This is a genomic window from Streptomyces sp. NRRL WC-3618, assembly GCF_001280005.1.
In the GTDB taxonomy this organism is placed as follows: domain Bacteria; phylum Actinomycetota; class Actinomycetes; order Streptomycetales; family Streptomycetaceae; genus Streptomyces.
Genome location: NZ_LGDW01000492.1, coordinates 1 through 17928 on the forward strand (window position 1 = coordinate 1; position 17928 = coordinate 17928).

Below are 17928 nucleotides of genomic sequence, written 5' to 3' on the forward strand. Positions count from 1 at the left end.
CCGCACCCAACACCACCAACGGCCACACCCGCCGCACCGCCAACACCACCACCACAACCACCTGCAACCCCAACCCCGCCCACGGCCCAAACCGCGGATCCTCTTCACGGGGAAAGCCGCTCCACAAAGCGACGAAGACGTTGAGCGCGACGAGTGTGGCGACGAGGATGGTGTCCTGAACGGCGCTGCGGCCCAACCATCGAATCGGCTCTATCACGCGGTCACCCTACTGTCGCCCACGCGCTGCGGAAGCAGACCTGGTTCGTACGAAACAGCGGAGGGTACGAAAGTGGGTAGCGCGCCGCCGAAGTTGCAACCTTGGTCGCTTCCACTCCACACGAACCGCTCTGCCTGATTCACCGCCCGGCTTGTTTGGCTGTTCAGGAACGAACAGCCAAGGGGTCGGAGGAGCAGTGCCACAGCAGATGCGGCAGTCCGCACGGGACGGGTCGGAGCAGGCGGTGCCCGGCGGCGTCGCCCCGCGCCCGCTCTGTGCGCCGCAGCCCGGCCGCCGCCCGGACCGCCGCGCCGTCCACTGGTGGCTGACGCAGAACCTCCTGGTCGTCGTGCCGGTCCTCGCCGGACTGGCGGCCCTGGCGCTGCTGCCGCACACCCCCGCCTGGCTGTGGCACCTGTTCGCGGTGCTGTGCCCGCTGGGTGTGGGGTACGCGCTGCTGACGCCCTGGTACCGCTACCGCGTGCACCGGTGGGAGGCGAGCACCGACGCCGTGTGCGCCACGTCGGGCTGGCTCATCCGTGAATGGCGCGTCGTGCCGTTCACGCGCATCCAGACCCTGGACACCGAGCGCGGCCCGCTGATGCAGCTCTTCGGCCTGTCTGCGGTGACCGTGACGACCGCTTCGGCGGCGGGGCCGGTCATCATCGTCGGCCTGGACAAGGACATCGCGACCGCCCTGGTGCAGGACCTCACCGAGCGTGTCCGCACCCTGCACGAGGATGGCACGTGAGCACGCGTACGCCGGTGCTCGACGCACCCGGGATGCCCGACGAGCCGCGGCTGCCCGCCGGACAGCCGTGGCAGCGGCTTCACCCCCGCATGATCGTGGTCAGCGTGAGCTGGCTCGTGGGCCCGGCCGTGCCGCTGCTCGGCGCCATTCTCGTGGCCCGTGACCTGCTCAACTCTCACGGCCTGATCGTCCTCGGCTCCTACATCGTGGTGGCCGGTGTCCAGGCCGGACACGAGTGGGTGCGCTACCGGACCACCCGCTTCCGGATCACCGACAGCAAGGTCGAGCTGCACTCCGGGCTGTTCTTCCGTACCGACAAGTCGATTCCCCGCGACCGCGTCCGCAGCGCCGACCTGACCGCGAACCCCGTGCACCGTCTTTTCGGGCTCGCGGCCGTCAAGGTCGGCACCGGTCAGCACACCGCCCGCAGCGAGGACGACGAGCTGGTGCTCGACGGGATCTCGCGCGACCAGGCGCTCCAGTTCCGGGCGCTGCTCCTGAACCGGAGCGGCACGACGAACCCCGACGGCACCGCCGCGAGCCCGGAGCTGCCCGTTCCGCTCGCGCGGATGCGCTGGTCCTGGGCCTGGTACGCGCCGCTGACCGTCACCACCGTGGCCGGGGTCCTGGCCGTGGTCACCGGTGGCTCCAAGCTCCTCGACACCCTCGGCCTCGACATCACCGACAGCGGCATCGCGCGGAACGTCTGGGACTGGCTGTCCTCCGTGCCGCTCGCCCTGGCTATCGCCGCCGTGACGGTGGTGCTGCTCGCCGTCGGCGTCGCGGGCTCCCTGGTGGCGTTCGCCGAGGCCTGGTATGGCTACCGGCTCGAACGTGAACCGGAAGGCTCCCTTCATCTGGTCCGCGGGCTGCTCACGTCCCGGTCGGTGTCCGTGGCCGAGCGGCGGATCTGCGGGGTGGAGCTGACCCGGCCGCTGCCGCTGCGCCTGCTCTCCGCGGCCCGCCTCAACCTCCTCGCCACGGGGCTCGGCGGGCACAGTGCCCGCTTCTCCAACCCGGCGCAGCTGATGCCTGCCGCGCCACTCGACTCCGCGCACCAGATCACGGCGGACGTCCTCGACCTGACGTCCTCGCCGATCACCCAGGCAGCGCTGCGCGGTCACCCCCGGCCCGCCCTGCGCCGCCGTCTGGTGCGCGGATGCCTGCTGGCCCCGGCAGGGGCGGCCGCCCTCGCCGGGGCCGGCGCGGGCAGCGGTCTGCTGCCCTGGTGGACCGTCGCCGCGGCCGCCCTGCTCACCGCGGCCTGCGGCGCCCCGCTCGCCTGGGACGCCTACCGCGGCCTCGGCCACGCGCTGCACGGGGACTACCTCGTCGTACGGCAGGGTGCGTTCGTCCGCCGCACGGTGGCGCTCAGGCGCGAGCGGATCGTCGGCTGGACCGGCAGGCAGTCGTACACACAGCGCCGCGCCGGGCTGTGCACGCTGACGGCCACCACCGCCGCGGGCAAGGGCGCCGTCCGGATCCGCGACATCGGCGTCGCCGAGGGGCTCGGCTTCGCGGAGGCGACGCTGCCGGGCCTCCTCGCCCCGTTCTGCGGCACGCCGACCGAGCAGCACCACTAGCACCACCCGAATGGCTCGCATCACAAGACCAAGCCCGCACCACAAGTCCCTTGGAAGACCGAGTTCTCCGGTGTGTTCCGGAGTGGAGGAAAGAACCGTGTTCAAAGCACTAGGACGTTTCGTCGTCGGACACCGATGGCTGGTGATCATCGGCTGGCTCATCGCCGGGGCGGCCGTGATCGGCTACGCCCCGTCCCTGGCCACCACAAGCGATCAGGCCGAGTTCCTTCCCAAGCACTACGAGTCGATCCAGGCGCAGAAGATCCAGGAGAAGGCGTTCCCGAAGGGCTTCAGCCCCTCGGCGATCGTGGTGTTCACGCGCGAGGACGGCAAGGCCCTGGACAAGGCCGACTCGGCCGAGGTCACGAAGGTCGGCAAGGCCATTCAGGCCAAGAAGTACGAGAAGGTCGAGCAGGTCATCACCGTGCCGCCGTCACCGCACAAGAACGTGCAGACGGTGATGGTGTCGATGGCCGACGTGAAGGCGGGCGACAAGAGCCAGCAGCACGCGGTCGAGGACATGCGGGACGACCTCAAGGCAATGGTCGCCAACTCGGGACTGAAGGTGGGCGTCACGGGTGACGCCGCCGCTCAGCTCGACAACGAGGAAGCCTCCAAGAAGGCCGACGGGCTGATCTTCATCGCCACCATCGTCCTCATCATCGTCCTGATGACGATCATCTTCCGCAGCCCCACGATCACCGTCCTCACCATCGTCGGCATCACGCTCGTCTCCCAGATCGCCAACGGCCTGATCGCGATCGCCGCCAAGGAGTTCCACCTCAAGGCCGACAGTTCGGTGTCGCCCCTGCTGATCGTGGTGCTCTTCGGCGTCGGCACCGACTACATCCTGTTCCTGATGTTCCGCTACCGGGAGCGACTGCGGCTCGGTGAGGACCCGAAGACCGCGATGATCTCCGCCGTCAGCCGGGTCGGCGAGGCCATCGCCTCGGCCGCCGGAGCTGTCATCGTCTGCTTCCTGGCGCTGCTGCTCTCCTCGCTCAGCTTCCTCGTCTCCATGGGCCCGGCCCTGTCCATCGCCATCGGCGTGACCCTGCTCGCCAGTCTCACCCTGATCCCGGCGATCATCTCGCTGATGGGCACCAGGGTGTTCTGGCCGTCCAAGTCGTGGCAGCACGAGCCGCGCGCGGCCCGCTTCGAGGCCGTGGGCAAGGCCGTGGCCCGCCGCCCCGGCCTGTCCGTCATCGGCTCCGGGCTGCTCATGATCGTGCTCGCCCTTGGCGCGCTCGGCTACAAGCCGACGTTCGCGAGCCAGGAGGACGAGAACTCCAAGAAGGAGTCCCAGGTTGCGCTGCACGCCATGAGCAAGGACCTGCCGGCGGGCAGCACCAACCCGAGCACCGTCCTGATGCGCTCCACCAACGGCGAGAAGCTCCGCGACGCGGACATGAAGTCCTTCGTCACCGACCTCAAGCAGGTCAAGGGCGTGGGCAGCGCCTCGCGCACCCAGCTCAGCAAGGACGGCACGACCGCCGAGTTCAGCGCCGTTCTGACGATGGACCCCAACGGCCGCGAGGCGATGGATGTCGTACGAGGACCGCTGCGCACCGCAGCCCACGAGGCGGCACCGCCGGGCACCGAGACGAAGGTGGGCGGCGTCACGTCGGTGTTCGTCGACATCAACAAGGCCATCAACCGGGACTTCTCGGTGGTCTTCCCGACGGCGGCCGCGCTCATCATGCTCATCCTCGGCCTGCTGCTGCGCAGCATCGTCGCGCCGATCTATCTGATGGTGTCGGTCGCGCTCGGCTTCGGTGCCACGCTCGGCGCCAGCGTGCTCCTCTTCCAGCAGGTCCAGGAACAGTCGGGCCTGACGTTCTTCCTGCCCGTCATCATGTATTTGTTCGTCGTCGCCATTGGTACCGACTACAACATCCTGATGGTGGCGCGCCTGCGGGAAGAGGCGAAGGAAGGGCTCGGCCCGCGTGAGGCCGCCGCCAAGGGCATCCAGCACGCGGGCCCGACGGTGGCCGCGGCCGGTGTGATCCTCGCGGGTTCGTTCGCGGCGATGATGCTCGCCAGCGATGTCTCGCTCGCCCAGATCGGGTTCGCGGTCGCCTTCGGCATCGTCATCAGCGCGTTCGTGATGGCGATGTTCTTCACGCCCGCGCTCACCGCCCTGCTCGGGCGGGCCGCGTGGTGGCCGCGCCGCATCAAGCCGGAGCAACCGCGGCAGGGCGTGCCTCCGCACGGCAGGCCCCACCACCAGCAGTCGGTTCCGGCCCAGGGCGGCAGCTCGTACGCCCAGGGCGGCCGACGGGACTGACCAACTGCCCCGACCCCCCCCAAAAGGTTCGTGCCCCACCGCCTCTCGCGGTGGGGCACGAACCTTGTGGGGGAAATTCTTGCGTGTGGGGGGAATATCCGAAGCCGGAATCTCGCCCGCTGCTCCTACTCGGCGATTTTCGTGCGGCCGACCCAGCGCAGCTTCAGCGGGCCTGACGCGCCGGATTCCTCGGCACGCGCGGGCGAATTGAAGTGGACCGGAGCGTCGATGAACTCGTAGTGCTCATAACCGTTTCCGAGCCGAATCTTGATCTTCTCCGCGGAGTAGATCACTTCGTTGAGCTCGGCGAGGACGACAGTCCCGGAAAGCGTGCTCGGACCGCCTTCGAGGTGGACGGAGTCCAATGTGATGGCGGAGATGCTGTTGTCGATTCCTCGCATGGGTCACCTCTCGGCTTGGCGCCTCTGACGTGTGAGATTATTCTGCGGCCGCGCGGGGTTCGGATAGTCCTACGGGACCCCTCAATAACCCCTATCACGTCGGCGCTTCATAAGTGGCCATGACCCGGAGCGGTTCACGAACGCACAGTCGAGCGTCCGCGAGCTTGCTGAACTTCTCCCCGAGGGGCCGGATGACGTTCCTCTCGACCTCGTAGTAGTTGGTGAGCGCCGACAGCGGCACCCGGCGCAGGTGCCAGCGCCCCGAAAGGTTGCAGCCGACTGCCGAGTTGGGCGTGAAGTGGCCGGTCAGCCAGCCGTGGTGCTCGCCGTCCTGGGTGTGCTCGAGGCGGAAGTGGTTGAACAGGCTCTGCGCGGTGGTGCGCACCGTCTCGCCCAGGTCCTGCGGCTGCGGGTCGGCCACACCGAACCAACACTCGGGCTCCCCGGCGTCCTTGACGTAGGCGTCGTTGAAGCCGAGCCACGGCCAGACGAAGGCGATGTGACGGGCGTCCGCGGTGCGTACGTCGTCGGCCCGCCGCCCCTCGGGAATCCGGTCGGCGTCGATGTAGAAGCGGCCGAGCCAGCTCGGCAGCCACAGGTAGTACGGGTAGGAGCTGTCGTCGGACAGCAGGTAGCTGTTGGCATTCGAGAACAGTTCGTTCCCGGCTATGGGGCGCAGCCGCACCCCGTACTCCGGCAGGTTGAAACGCACGCTGAGGACTTCGAAGAACGACCGTACGTCCTGGAAGTAGGCGGACAACGTGCCATATGCGTCCGCGGTTTCGACGACGACATCTTTGCGGAAGATCATGAGTTTCTCTCCGGCGTGGTAAGACATGTACGTGAACGAGACTTTAGATCAACAGAAGGGTGCGGTAAACCATGCAGCGGCAAACACGGATACGCCTGCGAGTGCGCGAACTCACCGGCCGTTTCCGGCCGTTCCGTGGCTCGATATCGCGATAGTCGGCGCCGGAATTGGCGGCTGCCTACTGGCGTATCGCCTGGCACGCCACAGGGAACGCGCGGGGGAATTCCGCCCCGAGCGGGTGGCTCTGTTCGAGCGCACGCACCGGGTGGGCGGCCGATTGTGGTCGGCGCCGATGGGGGAGGGCCTCCATGCCGACCTGGGGGCGATGCGCCTGCACCGCGGCCTTCGCCAGGTGCTCGGCGTCGTCGAGGAGGCCGGTCTCGCCTCCGACCTCGTACCCTTCGACTTCGGACGGCCTGAGAACCTTGTCCACGTACGCGGAAGGAGCCTGCGCCAACGCCACTTGACCGACGCCGCGAGACTTCCGTACGACCTGGCGGACGGCGAGCGCGGCCTGAGCCCCGGAAACCTGGTCCTGCGCGCGGCGAACACGCTCGTGCCCGGCTTCAGCGAGCTGCGCCGGGCCCACGGCGAGGCGCTGGAGCAGGGGGACGCGCGCTGGGCCGCGCGGTGCGTGTCGGAATTTCGCGGGCGTATCTCCCAAGTGGCCCTCAGGGGGCGCCCGTTGGCGCAGGTTACGTACCCCGAAGCCCTGCGGGCGGTGCTCGGTGCCGAGGCCGTCGCCTTCCTTCATGACACGGGTGGGTACGACATCGTCGCCAGCAGCGAGAACGCCGCCGAACAACTCGGCATCCTCTTCCGCACCCCGCCGCACGCCGAGTACGTCACGCTGCGCCGCGGCATGCAGAGCCTGCCGCTGGCCCTGTGCGACCGGTTCACGGCGGCGGGTGGCACCCTCCGCACCGGGCACCGGCTCCTGCGCGTCGACCGCGCGACACCGGGGGAGCGGAGTCAGGCGGCATCGGACGACACCGCACACACGGGCCCCGTAGGCTACCGGCTGACCTTCGCCCTGGAGGACCCCGAGGGGCGCGCCACCGGGGAACACGTCCACATCCACGCGCGCACCGTCGTCCTCGCCCTGCCGCAGGGCCCGCTGCTCCGGCTCGACCAGGAAGGGCTGCCCTTCACGCCCCAGCTGCGCGCCGACCTGGCCGCGGTCGAGGCCGTGCCCGCCCGGAAAGTCTTCCTGCTGTACCGGACGGCCTGGTGGGAGGGGCTCGGCATGACGCGCGGGCGCGCCACCACCGACCTGCCGCTGCGGCAGCTCTGGTACGGCGGCACCTGCCCGCCGCCGGGCCCCGCCCGCGGTGACGGCCCCGCGCTGCTGCTCGCCGCGTACCCGAGCGGTCCCGCCACCAGGACGTGGGACGCCCTGCGCGAGCGGCCCGACGCCATGGCCGACTACGCCCACCGCCTCGTCGCGCGGATGCATGACTTGCCCCATCTGGAGGCCCCGCTGTCCGTGCTCTCGCAGGACTGGAACAGCCCGCCGCACGACGGCGCGTGGCACGTATGGCGCCCGGGGCACGGCCCAGACGCCGTCGGGCCCCGGGTCCGTACGCCGTTGCCCGGCGAGGCGGTGCACATCGTCAGCGACTGCTGGAAGGCCGACCCCGGCTCGGTCGAAGGGGTCGTCGCCGACGTGGAAGCGGTACTGAGGGAGCAGTTGGGGTGCGGTCGGCCGCCGTCGCCGCGGGCTCATACCGCAGGGTAGATTCGGATTACAGGATTCAACGTGGTGTGTCTCTTCCATTCTGGAGGCCACCGTCGATGACAGGCGGCTCGCCAGTAACCCCATGCACGCGAAGTCCGTGCGGTGGCCCAAGGCACCGCAGGAGCGGCGCGAGGCTTGACCGTTGGAGAGGGCGCTGCGAGTCCGCGACGCCATCAACCCGCGCAACCGGATAGCTGTCGTGGTCGGTCTGGGGGTGTGGTCTCCGGCAGGGTGAGGTGTTCGGGTTGAGCCCTGAGGACATCGACTACGCGCGAGGCGTGCTTCATGTCCCCAATCCCCTCAGGGGATCGAGCCCTTGAGGGGATTGAGTGACCGGGCATGCGGCTGGGGAGGCCCCGTCAGCAAGTCGTTGGCGATGTCGCCCTCTTACTGGGCCTCCTCGTTCGGATCAGCAGGGAGGCAGTGGCCCCGCTGGAGCCGGTACGCGTTGTCGTCCAGGGCCAGGGTCAGTGAGCTGCCGGCCCGCTCGGACAGGACGGCGCGACCCCACGAGATCGGCCGCGTCGTGGCGTCGGGGTAGACGTCCTGGAGCTTCGTCGAGACATGCGTGGACGGCGCCGAGGACGAGATCCGCCCCGTGAGGACCGGCTGTCCGGCGAAATCGATGTGCTCGGTCAGTGGTTCGGTACGGAAGGCCAGTACGTCGGTGCGGTCCGCGAGGCCGCGCACGTCGGGGGTAGGACGCGAGGAGGTACCAGATCGCCTCGATGTCGGTGCTCGACGGGACGGGGTGGTCCGGGTCGTGCGTCCACGTCAGGGACATCGGCTCCGGGTCCGGGCGGCGGTTCAGGGCGTGCACCCCAGTGCCCTGGGCGGAGAGGTGGAAGGTGAGAGGTTCGTTGGGCCGCGGGTAGTCCCACGAGGACTGCCACCCGGCGTGTCCGACATGCCAACGGGCGCGCGGACGGGGAGTTGTGGGCCGTACCCCGTTCAGGCGCTCGTCGAAGAAGTCCGCGATCTCGCCGCACTCGATCTCGGTCTTCTCGGCGAGGGCGGTCTCGCTGACGTACGGGTTGCGTTCGTCGCCGGCCCCGACGTCCTGGAGCAGGTAGCCGGCGTGGTCGGCCGAGCCGGCGCGGAGGAAGTGCAGGTCGCGTTGGCCGTTCAGAGAGCGGAAATGCCTCCAGTCGCGCAGTCCGAGGGGGGGCGAGGCCGGGGTCGTACCAGGTCAGCCAGTGCAGGATCGGAACGGACGTCGGGTGGTAGGGGTGGCGGTCGCCGTACGGGGACGGCATCGGCTCGCTTCGCTTCTGATCAGGAGCGTCTCCGCCAAGGACTATCCGGTGGTGACCACGGTCAGCGCTTTGATCGGCACGGTCTCCGCGAGCTGCCGGCGCGATCGCCCGCAAGGGTCTTGCGGGTGGTGGCGGTGGTAAAGGCGTCAGAGCTGTGCGGGGGCCAGGTGCGCCGATCGCCTCTGCAACCCGTCCTTGAAGGTCGCAGCCCCATCGCCCGCACAAGCGCAGGTCGGAAAGGTGCGCTACCTGTGGCGATTTCCGTCAAGCGGAAGATCCTCCGCGAAAGGGCAGGTCAGGATGCTCACCCGGTCGCGAGGGAGATCTCCGTGGACTTGATCAGGGCGACGATCGGCGAACCTGCCGCCAGGCCCAGGTCGCGAACGGCGTCCGTGGTGATCGCGGCCGTGAGTGAGCCGCCCGCGACGGTGACCTTGACGGATGCCATCGCGGCACCGGTGGTGATGTCGGAGATCGTGCCGGGGAGTTGGTTGCGGATGGAGATGCCCTCGACGGGGGCGGTGGCGAGCGCGACCTCCGTGGACTTGACCAGGGCCCGCACGGTGGTGCCCGTGGCCAGGTCGAGATCCCTGACGGATTCCCGGGTGATCGCGGCGGTGATCTCCTGACCGCCGTCGAGGCGGACCTTGACGGTGGCCATGACCTCTCCGGTGGTGACGGCGATGACGGTGCCGGGAATCTGGTTGCGGATGCTCAGGCTCATGGCGGACGCCTCACAGGGAAGAAGGTGCGGAATAGCGGCTTTTGGGGTTGTTGTGAGGCTCACGCTAACCGGGCCGGGGCCGGGTCCCGGTCAGGCCGGGTACGCGTGGGTCTGTGTCGCCTTGACGGTCGCCCAGACCTCGGCACCCGGATGGAGATCGAGTTCGGCCGCGGCGATCGTGGTGAGGTCTGCGGCGAGGGGGAGTTCGCCGGTGAGGTTCGCGCGGATCTGGTCGCCGTGGGTCTCCAGACCGACGACCTCGCAGCGCCACAGGTTGCGGGCGCTGGAGCCGGTGGGCCGGTGGCGGTGAAGGGTCACCGCGCCGGGCGGGAAGGCGACGAGGACCGGGCCGGTGAGGTCCTCGGTCGTGGTGATCGCCGGGCCGGTGTCCAGCGTGACGGTGTGGCCCTCGGCCCGGCCCGGGTAGAGGTTGAGGCCGACGAGCTGGGCGATGTAGTCGGTGCGCGGCCGGCGCGCGATGTCCTGCGGCGGCCCCTCCTGTACGACGCGGCCGTGTTCGACGACCACCAGCCGGTCCGCGAGCACCATCGCGTCCAGCGGATCGTGCGTCACCAGGACCGCCACGGCTTCGAAGTCGGCGAGGTGGCGCCGGAGTTGGGCGCGGATGTCGAGGCGGGTACGGGCGTCCAGCGCGGCCAGCGGCTCGTCGAGGAGCAGCAGCCGGGGCCGGGTGGCCAGGGCGCGGGCGAGGGCGACGCGCTGGGCCTGGCCACCGGAGAGCCTGCGCGGCTTGGCACCGGCCTGCTCGGCGAGCCCCATCCGCTCCAGCCACCCGGCGGCCGTCGCCCGGGCCTCCGCTTTGCTCGCCCCCTGGCAGCGCGGCCCGAAGGCGACGTTGTCGAGGGCGGTGAGGTGCGGAAAGAGCAGGTAGTCCTGGAAGACGACGCCGACCGGCCGGGACTCCGGCGGCGTACGCTCCAACTCCACGCCGTCCAGCCGTAGATGGCCGCCGTCGAGCGGGGTGAGCCCGGCCAGTGCCCGCAGCGCGGTGGTCTTGCCGGCACCGTTGGGCCCGAGCAGCGCCACGACATCGCCGGGCGCCGCCGTCAGCCGGACGTCAAGCCGGAAGGAACCCCGCTCGACGACGACACGGGCGTCGAGCCCTGACATGGTTTCGTCCGTGGAGGTCATGACGTGGTCATCCAGCGGTCGCGCAGCCCGGCCAGGACCGCGATCGAGACGGCGAGCAGGACCAGGCTCAGCGCGATGGCGGCGGCCGGGTCGCTCTGGAGTGCCAGATAGACCGCCAGGGGCATCGTCTGCGTACGGCCGGGAAAGTTGCCCGCGAAGGTGATCGTCGCCCCGAACTCGCCCAGCGCCCGCGCCCAGGCCAGCACCGCGCCGGCCGCGACCCCTGGTGCGATGAGCGGCAGTGTGACCCGGCGGAACGCGGTGAAGCGGGAGGCGCCCAGGGTCATCGCGGCCTCCTCGTAGCGCGGGTCGGCGGCCCGCAGCGTGCCCTCCACGCTGATGACCAGGAACGGCATCGCCACGAACGCCTCCGCGACGACGACGCCCGCCGTGGTGAACGGCAGTGTGATCCCGAACCACGAGTCCAGCCACTGCCCGACGACCCCGTTGCGCCCGAGGGCGAGCAGCAGCGCCACACCGCCGACGACCGGCGGCAGCACCAGCGGCAGCGTCACCAGCGCCCGTACGAAACCGCGTCCCGGGAACTCGGTGCGGGCCAGCAGCCAGGCCAGCGGGACACCCAGCACCACACTCACCACCGTCGCCGCGGTGGCGCACAGCAGGGACAGCCGCAGGGCCTTCCACACCTCGGGGCTGGTCAGCTGATCGGGCAGAGTGCGCCACGGCGTCCGTACCAGCAGCGCGATCAACGGCAGCAGCAGGAAAGCCAGCCCCACGAGCGCGGGCACCAGGAGGGGAAGCGGAACGGCCGGCCGTCGGCCCCGGCCCCGGACAGGCCCGCGCCGTGGCCCGCCACCGGTCGGGGTGTCGGCCACGGCTTCGAACCGGCCAGGCTCAGTCACGGCTTGAGGAATCCCGCCCCGGTCAGCACCCGTCGGCCCGCGGCGGACCGGACCAGATCGATGAACGCCTTCGCGGTGTCCGCGTTCCGCGAGCCCTTGAGCAGGACGATCGGATAGTCGTTGACGGCCTTCGCCGACTCGGGGAACTCCACGCCCTCCACTTTGTCACCCGCCGCGTTCACATCGGTCCGGTAGACGACGGACGCGTCGGCCTCATTCAGCTCGACCTTCGTCAGGGCGCTCTTGACGTCCTGCTCGTACGACACGGGCGTGAGCTTCAGGCCGCTCGCGTCGAGGGCCTTCTGCGCGGCGGCACCGCACGGCACCTCCTTGTCGCAGAGGACGACCTTCAGGCCGGACCTGGTGAGGTCCTTGAGAGAGGCGATCTTGTCGGGGTTCCCAGGCAGGGTGGCGATCTCCAACTGGTTGCGGACGAAGGTGGCCGGGGTCCCGGCGGCGTCCTTCGCGTCGGTGACGATCTTCATCGTCTTGGGGCTGGCGGAGGCGAACACGTCGGCCGGGGCGCCGCCGATGATGCTCGCGGCGAGGGAGTCACTGCCGCCGAAGCTGAAGGTGACCTTCGTACCAGGGTGCTGCTTCTCGAACTCCTTGCCCAGCGTCGTGAAGCTCTCCTTGAGGGACGCGGCGGCGAACACGGTCACCGTGCCCGACGGTTTCGAGGAACCCGACGAGGGATCCGACGAGGAATCCGACTTCGCCGACGAGTCGCCGGAGGAGGAGCAGGCGCTCACGGCCAGCAGCACGGCGGCACTCCCACCGGCCAACCGAAGGGTCCGGCGGGTCCGGTGGGCCCGGCGTGCGGAACGGGGCGTCACGGGGCTACTTGGCATAACGCCGATCATACTTCCGCACATGCGGCGAGTCAGGCCTCTTTCGCATCGCATGATCCAGGTTCCTGTCGAAGAAGCCTGGCATATGCGTGGCATGGAGGCTTCTTGGTCCGGCCTTGGCCTCCCCCTCATCTCGCGTACCGACGACCTTCACTCCGAGGCCACCGGACCCTTCCGTGCCGTTCGGTACCCCTGGGAAACTCCTGACGCGCGCATTCCGTCACGTTCCGCTCACTGTCGCCATCAGGACGAGAGGCCCCTCACCCATGCCCGAAGTCAACCGGCGCCGCTTCTTCCAACTCGCGGGCGCGACAACGGCGTTCACCGCGCTCTCGGGCAGCATCGAGCGCGCCGCCGCCCTCCCCGCGCACCACCGCACCGGGACGATCAAGGATGTCGAGCACATCGTCGTCCTCATGCAGGAGAACCGGTCCTTCGACCACTACTTCGGTTCGCTGCGCGGCGTCCGGGGCTTCGGGGACCCGCACCCGGTCAGTCAGGCGAACGGCAAGTCGGTGTGGCACCAGTCGGACGGCACCAAGGACGTGCTGCCCTTCCGTCCCGACGCCGACGACCTGGGGCTGGCCTTCATCCAGGACCTCCCGCACGGCTGGAGTGACGGACACGTCGCCTTCAACAACGGCAAGTACGACAAGTGGATCCAGGCCAAGTCGTCGACGACGATGGCCTACCTGAACCGCAAGGACATCCCCTTCCACTACGCGCTGGCCGACTCCTTCACCATCTGCGACGCGTACCACTGCTCGTTCATCGGCTCCACCGACCCGAACCGCTACTACATGTGGACGGGCTACACGGGCAACGACGGCACGGGCGGTGGCCCCGTCCTCGGCAACAACGAGGTGGGGTACAGCTGGACGACGTACCCGGAGCGCCTCGAAAAGGCGGGCGTGTCCTGGAAGATCTACCAGGACGTCGGCGACGGGCTCGACGCGGCCGGCTCCTGGGGCTGGATCCAGGACGCCTACCGGGGCAACTACGGCGACAACTCGCTGCTGTACTTCAACCAGTACCGCGACGCCAAGCCCGGCGACCCCCTCTACGACAAGGCCCGCACCGGCACCGACGCCCGCAATGGCGAGGGCTTCTTCGACCAGCTCAAGGCCGACGTGTCAGGGGGCAAGCTGCCGCAGATCTCCTGGATCGTCGCCCCCGAGGCCTTCACCGAGCACCCCAACTGGCCCGCGAACTACGGCGCCTGGTACATCTCCCAGGTCCTGGACGCGCTCACCTCCGACCCCGAGGTGTGGGCGAAGACGGCCCTGTTCATCACGTACGACGAGAACGACGGCTTCTTCGACCACCTCGTGCCGCCGTTCCCGCCCCAGTCGGACGCGCAGGGCAAGTCGACGGTCGACGTCGGCCCGGACCTCTTCAAGGGCGACAGCAGCCACGCGGCCGGTACCTACGGGCTCGGGCAGCGGGTGCCGATGCTGGTCGTCTCGCCGTGGAGCAAGGGCGGGTTCGTCTGCTCGGAGACGCTCGACCACACGTCGATCATCCGCTTCATGGAGAGCCGCTTCGGCGTGCACGAGCCCAACATCTCGCCCTGGCGGCGCGCGGTCTGCGGCGACCTGACGGCCGCCTTCGACTTCTCCCGCAAGGACACCAGGCCGGTGGCCCTCCCCGACACCGACGGCTACCTGCCGCCGGACAAGGACCGCCACCCGGACTACGTCCCGACCCCGCCGACTCACCCGGTCCTACCCCGGCAGGAGCGCGGCCTGCGTCCGGCCCGCCCGCTCAAGTACGCCCCGTACGTGGACGGTTCGGCCGACACGACGGCCGGAAAGTTCACCCTCGCCTTCGCTTCGGGCACCCATGCCGGCGCCGCGTTCCTGGTGACCTCCGGCAACCGCACCGACGGCCCGTGGGCGTACACCACCGAAGCCGGCAAGACCGTCTCCGACACCTGGAACTCGGCGTACTCGAAGGACGCCTACGACCTGACGGTGCACGGCCCGAACGGCTTCCTGCGAGTCTTCAAGGGCCAGGGCAAGGGCGCCGCCGGACCCGAGGTGACCGCACGGCACGCCGGCGACGACCTTGAGCTGACGCTCACCAACAAGGGCTCCAAGACAGTGGAGTTGAGGCTGAGCAGCGGGTACGGGGGACGGGCGCGCACGATCAAGGTACGCGCCGGGGCGACCGTACGGCACCGCGTGGACCTGGAGGCCAGCAGGCGGTGGTACGACCTGACCGTCACCTCCGAGACGGACGCGTCGTTCCTGCGCCGGTTCGCCGGGCACGTGGAGAACGGCCGGGCGGGCGTGAGCGATCCGGCGATCGTGACCTGCTGAGAGGCCGGTGAGGGGAGCGGGGGCGCTTTGACCGTGACATGGTTCTGACTGGGCCATGTCACGGTCGACGGGTCGGCCGGTTCACGGCGACGTTCGTTCCCAGCGGCGTTCACAGTGACGTGAGGTGCCCCGGCTCCGACGGCTGCCGGGGCAGCAACGACGGTTCGACGCGTGCCGAACGCGCCTCCAGCGCCAGAACCGTCGCCACCGGATGCTCCTCCTCGCCCCGGACCGAAGCCGAAGCCGCCGCCGTGGCCGAACCCGAACCCGCACCCGAAGCCGAGGACGGAATCACGATGCGCTCCGCAGACACCGGAGCGGGAAGCGGGTCGGTAACCGGCTTCGGCGCCGACCGTGACAGCGTCACCACACCCCACCCCGCGAGCCCCGCACCCGCCAGCGCCAGGAGCAGACCCGCGCCGTCGCCCTGAAGCCGCTCGCCGAGCAGCGTCAGGCCGATCACCGCCGCGGCGACCGGATTGGCCAGCGTCACCAGGGCCAGCGGACCGCCGAGGCCGCCCCGGTAGGCGGTCTGGGACAGGATCAGCCCGCCCGCCGCGAAGGCCGCGACCAGCAGCGCCACCCCGATCACCTGCCAGCCGATCAGCGGACCCGAGTTGTCCGTCGCCGCGACCGTGACGGTCTGGGTGAGCGCCGAGGCCACCCCGGACGCGATGCCGGACGAGCTCGCGTGCCGCAGTCCGGGCTGGGCGCCGGGCCTGGCCAGCACCCCGATCACCACCATCGTCGTACCCGCGACCGCCAGGGCCTCGGGAAGACTCAGCACGTCGTCCGGCGCCGGACCGGACGCCGTGACCAGGATCGCCGCCAGGCCGAGCAGCGTCAGCGCGGTGCCGCGCCATTCCACCGCGCTGACCCGCCGGCCGGCGACCCGCGCCCCCAACGGCACCGCCGCGACCAGCGTGAGCGCGCCCAGCGGCTGCACCACTGTGAGCGGACCGTACCTGAGGGCGACCACATGCAGCAGCGCGCCCGCCGCGTTGAGCAGCACGGAGCCCCACCAGGCGCCGGTCGCCAGCAGTCGTCGTATCCCCGCGTCGGCGTTGCGGGAGGCGAGCCGTTCCTGGGCGACGGCCGCGGCGGCGTAGGCGACGGCGGAGAAGAGGGAGAGGGCGACGGCGGCGAGCGTGGCGGTGTTCATCGGGCCGCTCCCACGAGGACGGGCTCGTCGGCCGGGGTGAGCCTGCCGGCCCGGCCCGCCGTCGACTCGGTGCGGTGCGGCAGGGGGACGACCGTCAGGGCGATGCCCAGCAGGGCCGAGGCCACGATCGCGTCGAGCCAGTAGTGGTTCGCCGTACCGACGATCACCAGCAAGGTCACCAGTGGATGCAGCAGCCACAACCATCGTCGGCGGGAGCGGGTCGCGACGATCAGGCCGATCGCGACCATCAGGGCCCATCCGAAGTGCAGGGACGGCATGGCCGCGAACTGGTTGGACAGGGTGTCGGCCTCGGGTGAGGCGCCGTAGACCGTCGGACCGAACACCTGGCCGGTGTCCAAGAGACCGGTCTCGGCCAGCAGTCGCGGCGGGGCCAGCGGGAAGGCGAGGTGGAACACCAGGGCCGCGCCGGTGACCAGGGCGAGGGCCCGGCGGGCCCAGACATAGTGCGTGGGGCGCCGCACATAGAGCCAGACCAGGAAGGCGACGGTGGCCGGGAAGTGCACGGTGGCGTAGTAGGTGTTCGCGAGATGGATCGCGGTGTCGCTGTGCGTCAGCGCCGACTGCACGGCGCCCTCGCCGGGGAGGCGCAGGGCGCGCTCCCAGTCCCAGACGCGGTGGGCGTTGTGGAAGGCCTCGGCCGAGTGTCCGGTGGCGAGCTGCCGGCCGAGTTTGTAGACAAGGAACAGCCCTGTGACCAGCAGGAGTTCACGGACGAGCGGCGGCCGTCGTATACCGGCGGGCTCCACCTCGGCGGCCTCGGCGCGGGCTTCCATCTCCCGACCCCTTCGGTAGTGCGTCATGGGCGTGAACTCGTCTGTACGGGCGCTCCGCTCATCGATACGTTGGTGTACCGATACGCGAGTGTACCGAAACGAATCCGTTCCGGTACACTCGCGTTTCGATGGACTTACGACACACTGGAAACGGGAATAATCCGTCGGGCCGCCCGAACCTGGCCGCCCGAACCGAATGGCAGGAACGACAGAGACAAGGAGCGCGGTCATGACGTCGCAGGCTGCGGAGGGACCGGAAGCGGTCGTCGCCTCGCGCCGCTCCAAGATCACGCCGCAGCGTGAGCAGGAGTACTTCGACGCCGTGCTCCGCCAGATCCGCGAGTGCGGATACGAGGCGCTGACCATGGAGGGCGTCGCCGCCAGCGCGCGCTGCAGCAAGTCGACGCTGTACCGGCAGTGGAAGACGAAGCCGCAGTTCGTGGCCGCCGCGCTGCGCGCCAACCGGCGCGCCCGTTTCGCCGACGTCGACACGGGGACCCTCGCCGGGGACCTGCGGGCGGCGGCACGGGCGGCGGGCGAGTGGTCGGGACACGACACCCAGCTGATGCAGGCCCTCGGGCATGCCGTCATGCAGGACCCGGAGCTCCAGGAGGCGCTGCGCGAGGCGCTCGTCGAACCGGAGGTGTGCGCGTTGCGCGAGATGATCCGCCGCGCGGTCGAGCGGGGTGAGGTCCCCGCCGACCATCCGGCGCTGGAGTACGTACCGGCGCAGCTGATGGGTGTCCTGCGCGTCCGCCCGGTCCTGGAGGGGCGGTACGCCGACCCGGACTACCTCGTCAGGTTCGTGGACGCCGCGGTGCTGCCCGCGCTCGGCGTCACCTGAGACGCAGGCCGCCGTCCGTGGTGCGACCGGACGGTGACCTGTCCGCGCCGACCCGTGGGGACGGGGGCGGCGCGCACCCCCCGGCCGGGTGGGGTTCCTCTTGAGCGGAGGGGCGCTCCACCCGGCCGATCCACCTGGCTGATGCACCCGGCCGATGCACCCGGCCGATTCAC

The 17928-nt window shown here is 70.0% G+C and carries 16 protein-coding genes; 6 read left to right on the forward strand and 10 right to left on the reverse strand.

Annotated features, from left to right (window positions below):
• The coding region (locus tag ADL01_RS45145; RefSeq protein ID WP_159049761.1) for a hypothetical protein at positions 1–217 on the reverse strand (217 nt) is incomplete at its 3' end.
• A gap of 208 nt (positions 218–425) precedes the next feature.
• Between ADL01_RS45145 and ADL01_RS39770 the strand changes: the two genes are divergently transcribed.
• The 3 genes from ADL01_RS39770 to ADL01_RS39780 all read left to right on the forward strand — a co-directional run bounded on the left by ADL01_RS39770 (position 426) and on the right by ADL01_RS39780 (position 4838).
• Positions 426–968 carry a PH domain-containing protein gene (locus ADL01_RS39770; protein ID WP_078961054.1) on the forward strand — a complete coding sequence of 181 codons (543 nt, stop codon included), beginning with the start codon at positions 426–428 and terminating at the stop codon, positions 966–968.
• Positions 965–2551 carry a PH domain-containing protein gene (locus tag ADL01_RS39775; protein WP_053746967.1) on the forward strand — a complete coding sequence of 529 codons (1587 nt, stop codon included), beginning with the start codon at positions 965–967 and terminating at the stop codon, positions 2549–2551. The genes ADL01_RS39770 and ADL01_RS39775 overlap by 4 nt, the downstream gene beginning before the upstream one ends.
• A gap of 97 nt (positions 2552–2648) precedes the next feature.
• Positions 2649–4838, forward strand: coding sequence for an MMPL family transporter (locus ADL01_RS39780; RefSeq protein WP_234354964.1), 2190 nt, complete (start codon positions 2649–2651; stop codon positions 4836–4838).
• A 125-nt stretch (positions 4839–4963) separates the two neighbouring features.
• On the opposite strand, the gene ADL01_RS39785 is transcribed toward ADL01_RS39780, so the two are convergent.
• Positions 4964–5239, reverse strand: a complete 276-nt coding sequence (locus ADL01_RS39785) for a DUF5988 family protein (RefSeq protein WP_053746968.1) — start codon at positions 5237–5239, stop codon at positions 4964–4966.
• A gap of 94 nt (positions 5240–5333) precedes the next feature.
• Complete coding sequence (locus ADL01_RS39790; protein WP_053746969.1) at positions 5334–6050, reverse strand: hypothetical protein; 717 nt, start codon at positions 6048–6050, stop codon at positions 5334–5336.
• Between the two features lie 25 nt (positions 6051–6075).
• Between ADL01_RS39790 and ADL01_RS39795 the strand changes: the two genes are divergently transcribed.
• On the forward strand, positions 6076–7788 hold the full coding sequence (locus tag ADL01_RS39795; protein WP_078961055.1) for a flavin monoamine oxidase family protein: 1713 nt from the start codon (positions 6076–6078) through the stop codon (positions 7786–7788).
• A 387-nt stretch (positions 7789–8175) separates the two neighbouring features.
• Here the strand turns inward: ADL01_RS39795 and ADL01_RS39800 are convergent, their stop codons facing one another.
• The 5 genes from ADL01_RS39800 to modA all read right to left on the reverse strand — a co-directional run bounded on the left by ADL01_RS39800 (position 8176) and on the right by modA (position 12634).
• Entirely contained in the window at positions 8176–8478 is a 303-nt protein-coding gene (locus ADL01_RS39800; RefSeq protein WP_053746971.1) for a CocE/NonD family hydrolase C-terminal non-catalytic domain-containing protein, read from the reverse strand.
• Between the two features lie 870 nt (positions 8479–9348).
• Positions 9349–9768 carry a TOBE domain-containing protein gene (locus ADL01_RS39805; protein WP_053746972.1) on the reverse strand — a complete coding sequence of 140 codons (420 nt, stop codon included), beginning with the start codon at positions 9766–9768 and terminating at the stop codon, positions 9349–9351.
• Positions 9769–9858: 90 nt separating this feature from the next.
• Positions 9859–10920: an ABC transporter ATP-binding protein gene (locus ADL01_RS39810; RefSeq protein WP_053746973.1), complete on the reverse strand. Its 1062-nt coding sequence runs from the start codon at positions 10918–10920 to the stop codon at positions 9859–9861.
• Positions 10917–11783 (reverse strand): molybdate ABC transporter permease subunit, encoded by an 867-nt coding sequence (gene modB, locus ADL01_RS39815; RefSeq protein ID WP_078961056.1) that lies wholly within the window; start codon positions 11781–11783, stop codon positions 10917–10919. The genes ADL01_RS39810 and modB overlap by 4 nt, the downstream gene beginning before the upstream one ends.
• Positions 11780–12634: a molybdate ABC transporter substrate-binding protein gene (modA, locus tag ADL01_RS39820; RefSeq protein ID WP_053746975.1), complete on the reverse strand. Its 855-nt coding sequence runs from the start codon at positions 12632–12634 to the stop codon at positions 11780–11782. Before modA ends, modB begins: the two co-directional genes overlap by 4 nt.
• 266 nt (positions 12635–12900) lie before the next feature.
• On the opposite strand from modA, the gene ADL01_RS39825 reads away from it, so the two are divergent.
• The gene (locus ADL01_RS39825; RefSeq protein WP_053746976.1) at positions 12901–14955 is read left to right on the forward strand and encodes a phosphocholine-specific phospholipase C; all 2055 of its coding nucleotides are present in this window, start codon (positions 12901–12903) and stop codon (positions 14953–14955) included.
• Positions 14956–15064: 109 nt separating this feature from the next.
• Here the strand turns inward: ADL01_RS39825 and ADL01_RS39830 are convergent, their stop codons facing one another.
• Both ADL01_RS39830 and ADL01_RS39835 read right to left on the reverse strand, forming a co-directional pair.
• Positions 15065–16117 (reverse strand): hypothetical protein, encoded by a 1053-nt coding sequence (locus tag ADL01_RS39830; RefSeq protein WP_053746977.1) that lies wholly within the window; start codon positions 16115–16117, stop codon positions 15065–15067.
• Positions 16114–16911, reverse strand: a complete 798-nt coding sequence (locus ADL01_RS39835) for a phosphatase PAP2 family protein (RefSeq protein WP_053746978.1) — start codon at positions 16909–16911, stop codon at positions 16114–16116. The genes ADL01_RS39830 and ADL01_RS39835 overlap by 4 nt, the downstream gene beginning before the upstream one ends.
• Before the next feature lie 229 nt (positions 16912–17140).
• On the opposite strand from ADL01_RS39835, the gene ADL01_RS39840 reads away from it, so the two are divergent.
• On the forward strand, positions 17141–17755 hold the full coding sequence (locus ADL01_RS39840; protein WP_053746979.1) for a TetR/AcrR family transcriptional regulator: 615 nt from the start codon (positions 17141–17143) through the stop codon (positions 17753–17755).
• Positions 17756–17928: the final 173 nt, after the last annotated feature.

Coding starts and splice junctions, on each gene's coding strand:
- ADL01_RS39785 (WP_053746968.1), bottom strand. CDS start 5,239: ATGCGAGGAATCGACAACAGCATCTCCGCCATCACATTGGACTCCGTC.
- modA (WP_053746975.1), bottom strand. CDS start 12,634: ATGCCAAGTAGCCCCGTGACGCCCCGTTCCGCACGCCGGGCCCACCGG.
- ADL01_RS39840 (WP_053746979.1), top strand. CDS start 17,141: ATGACGTCGCAGGCTGCGGAGGGACCGGAAGCGGTCGTCGCCTCGCGC.
- ADL01_RS39810 (WP_053746973.1), bottom strand. CDS start 10,920: ATGACCTCCACGGACGAAACCATGTCAGGGCTCGACGCCCGTGTCGTC.
- ADL01_RS39795 (WP_078961055.1), top strand. CDS start 6,076: ATGTACGTGAACGAGACTTTAGATCAACAGAAGGGTGCGGTAAACCAT.
- ADL01_RS39825 (WP_053746976.1), top strand. CDS start 12,901: ATGCCCGAAGTCAACCGGCGCCGCTTCTTCCAACTCGCGGGCGCGACA.
- ADL01_RS39830 (WP_053746977.1), bottom strand. CDS start 16,117: ATGAACACCGCCACGCTCGCCGCCGTCGCCCTCTCCCTCTTCTCCGCC.
- ADL01_RS39835 (WP_053746978.1), bottom strand. CDS start 16,911: ATGGAAGCCCGCGCCGAGGCCGCCGAGGTGGAGCCCGCCGGTATACGA.
- ADL01_RS39805 (WP_053746972.1), bottom strand. CDS start 9,768: ATGAGCCTGAGCATCCGCAACCAGATTCCCGGCACCGTCATCGCCGTC.
- ADL01_RS39790 (WP_053746969.1), bottom strand. CDS start 6,050: ATGATCTTCCGCAAAGATGTCGTCGTCGAAACCGCGGACGCATATGGC.
- ADL01_RS39770 (WP_078961054.1), top strand. CDS start 426: ATGCGGCAGTCCGCACGGGACGGGTCGGAGCAGGCGGTGCCCGGCGGC.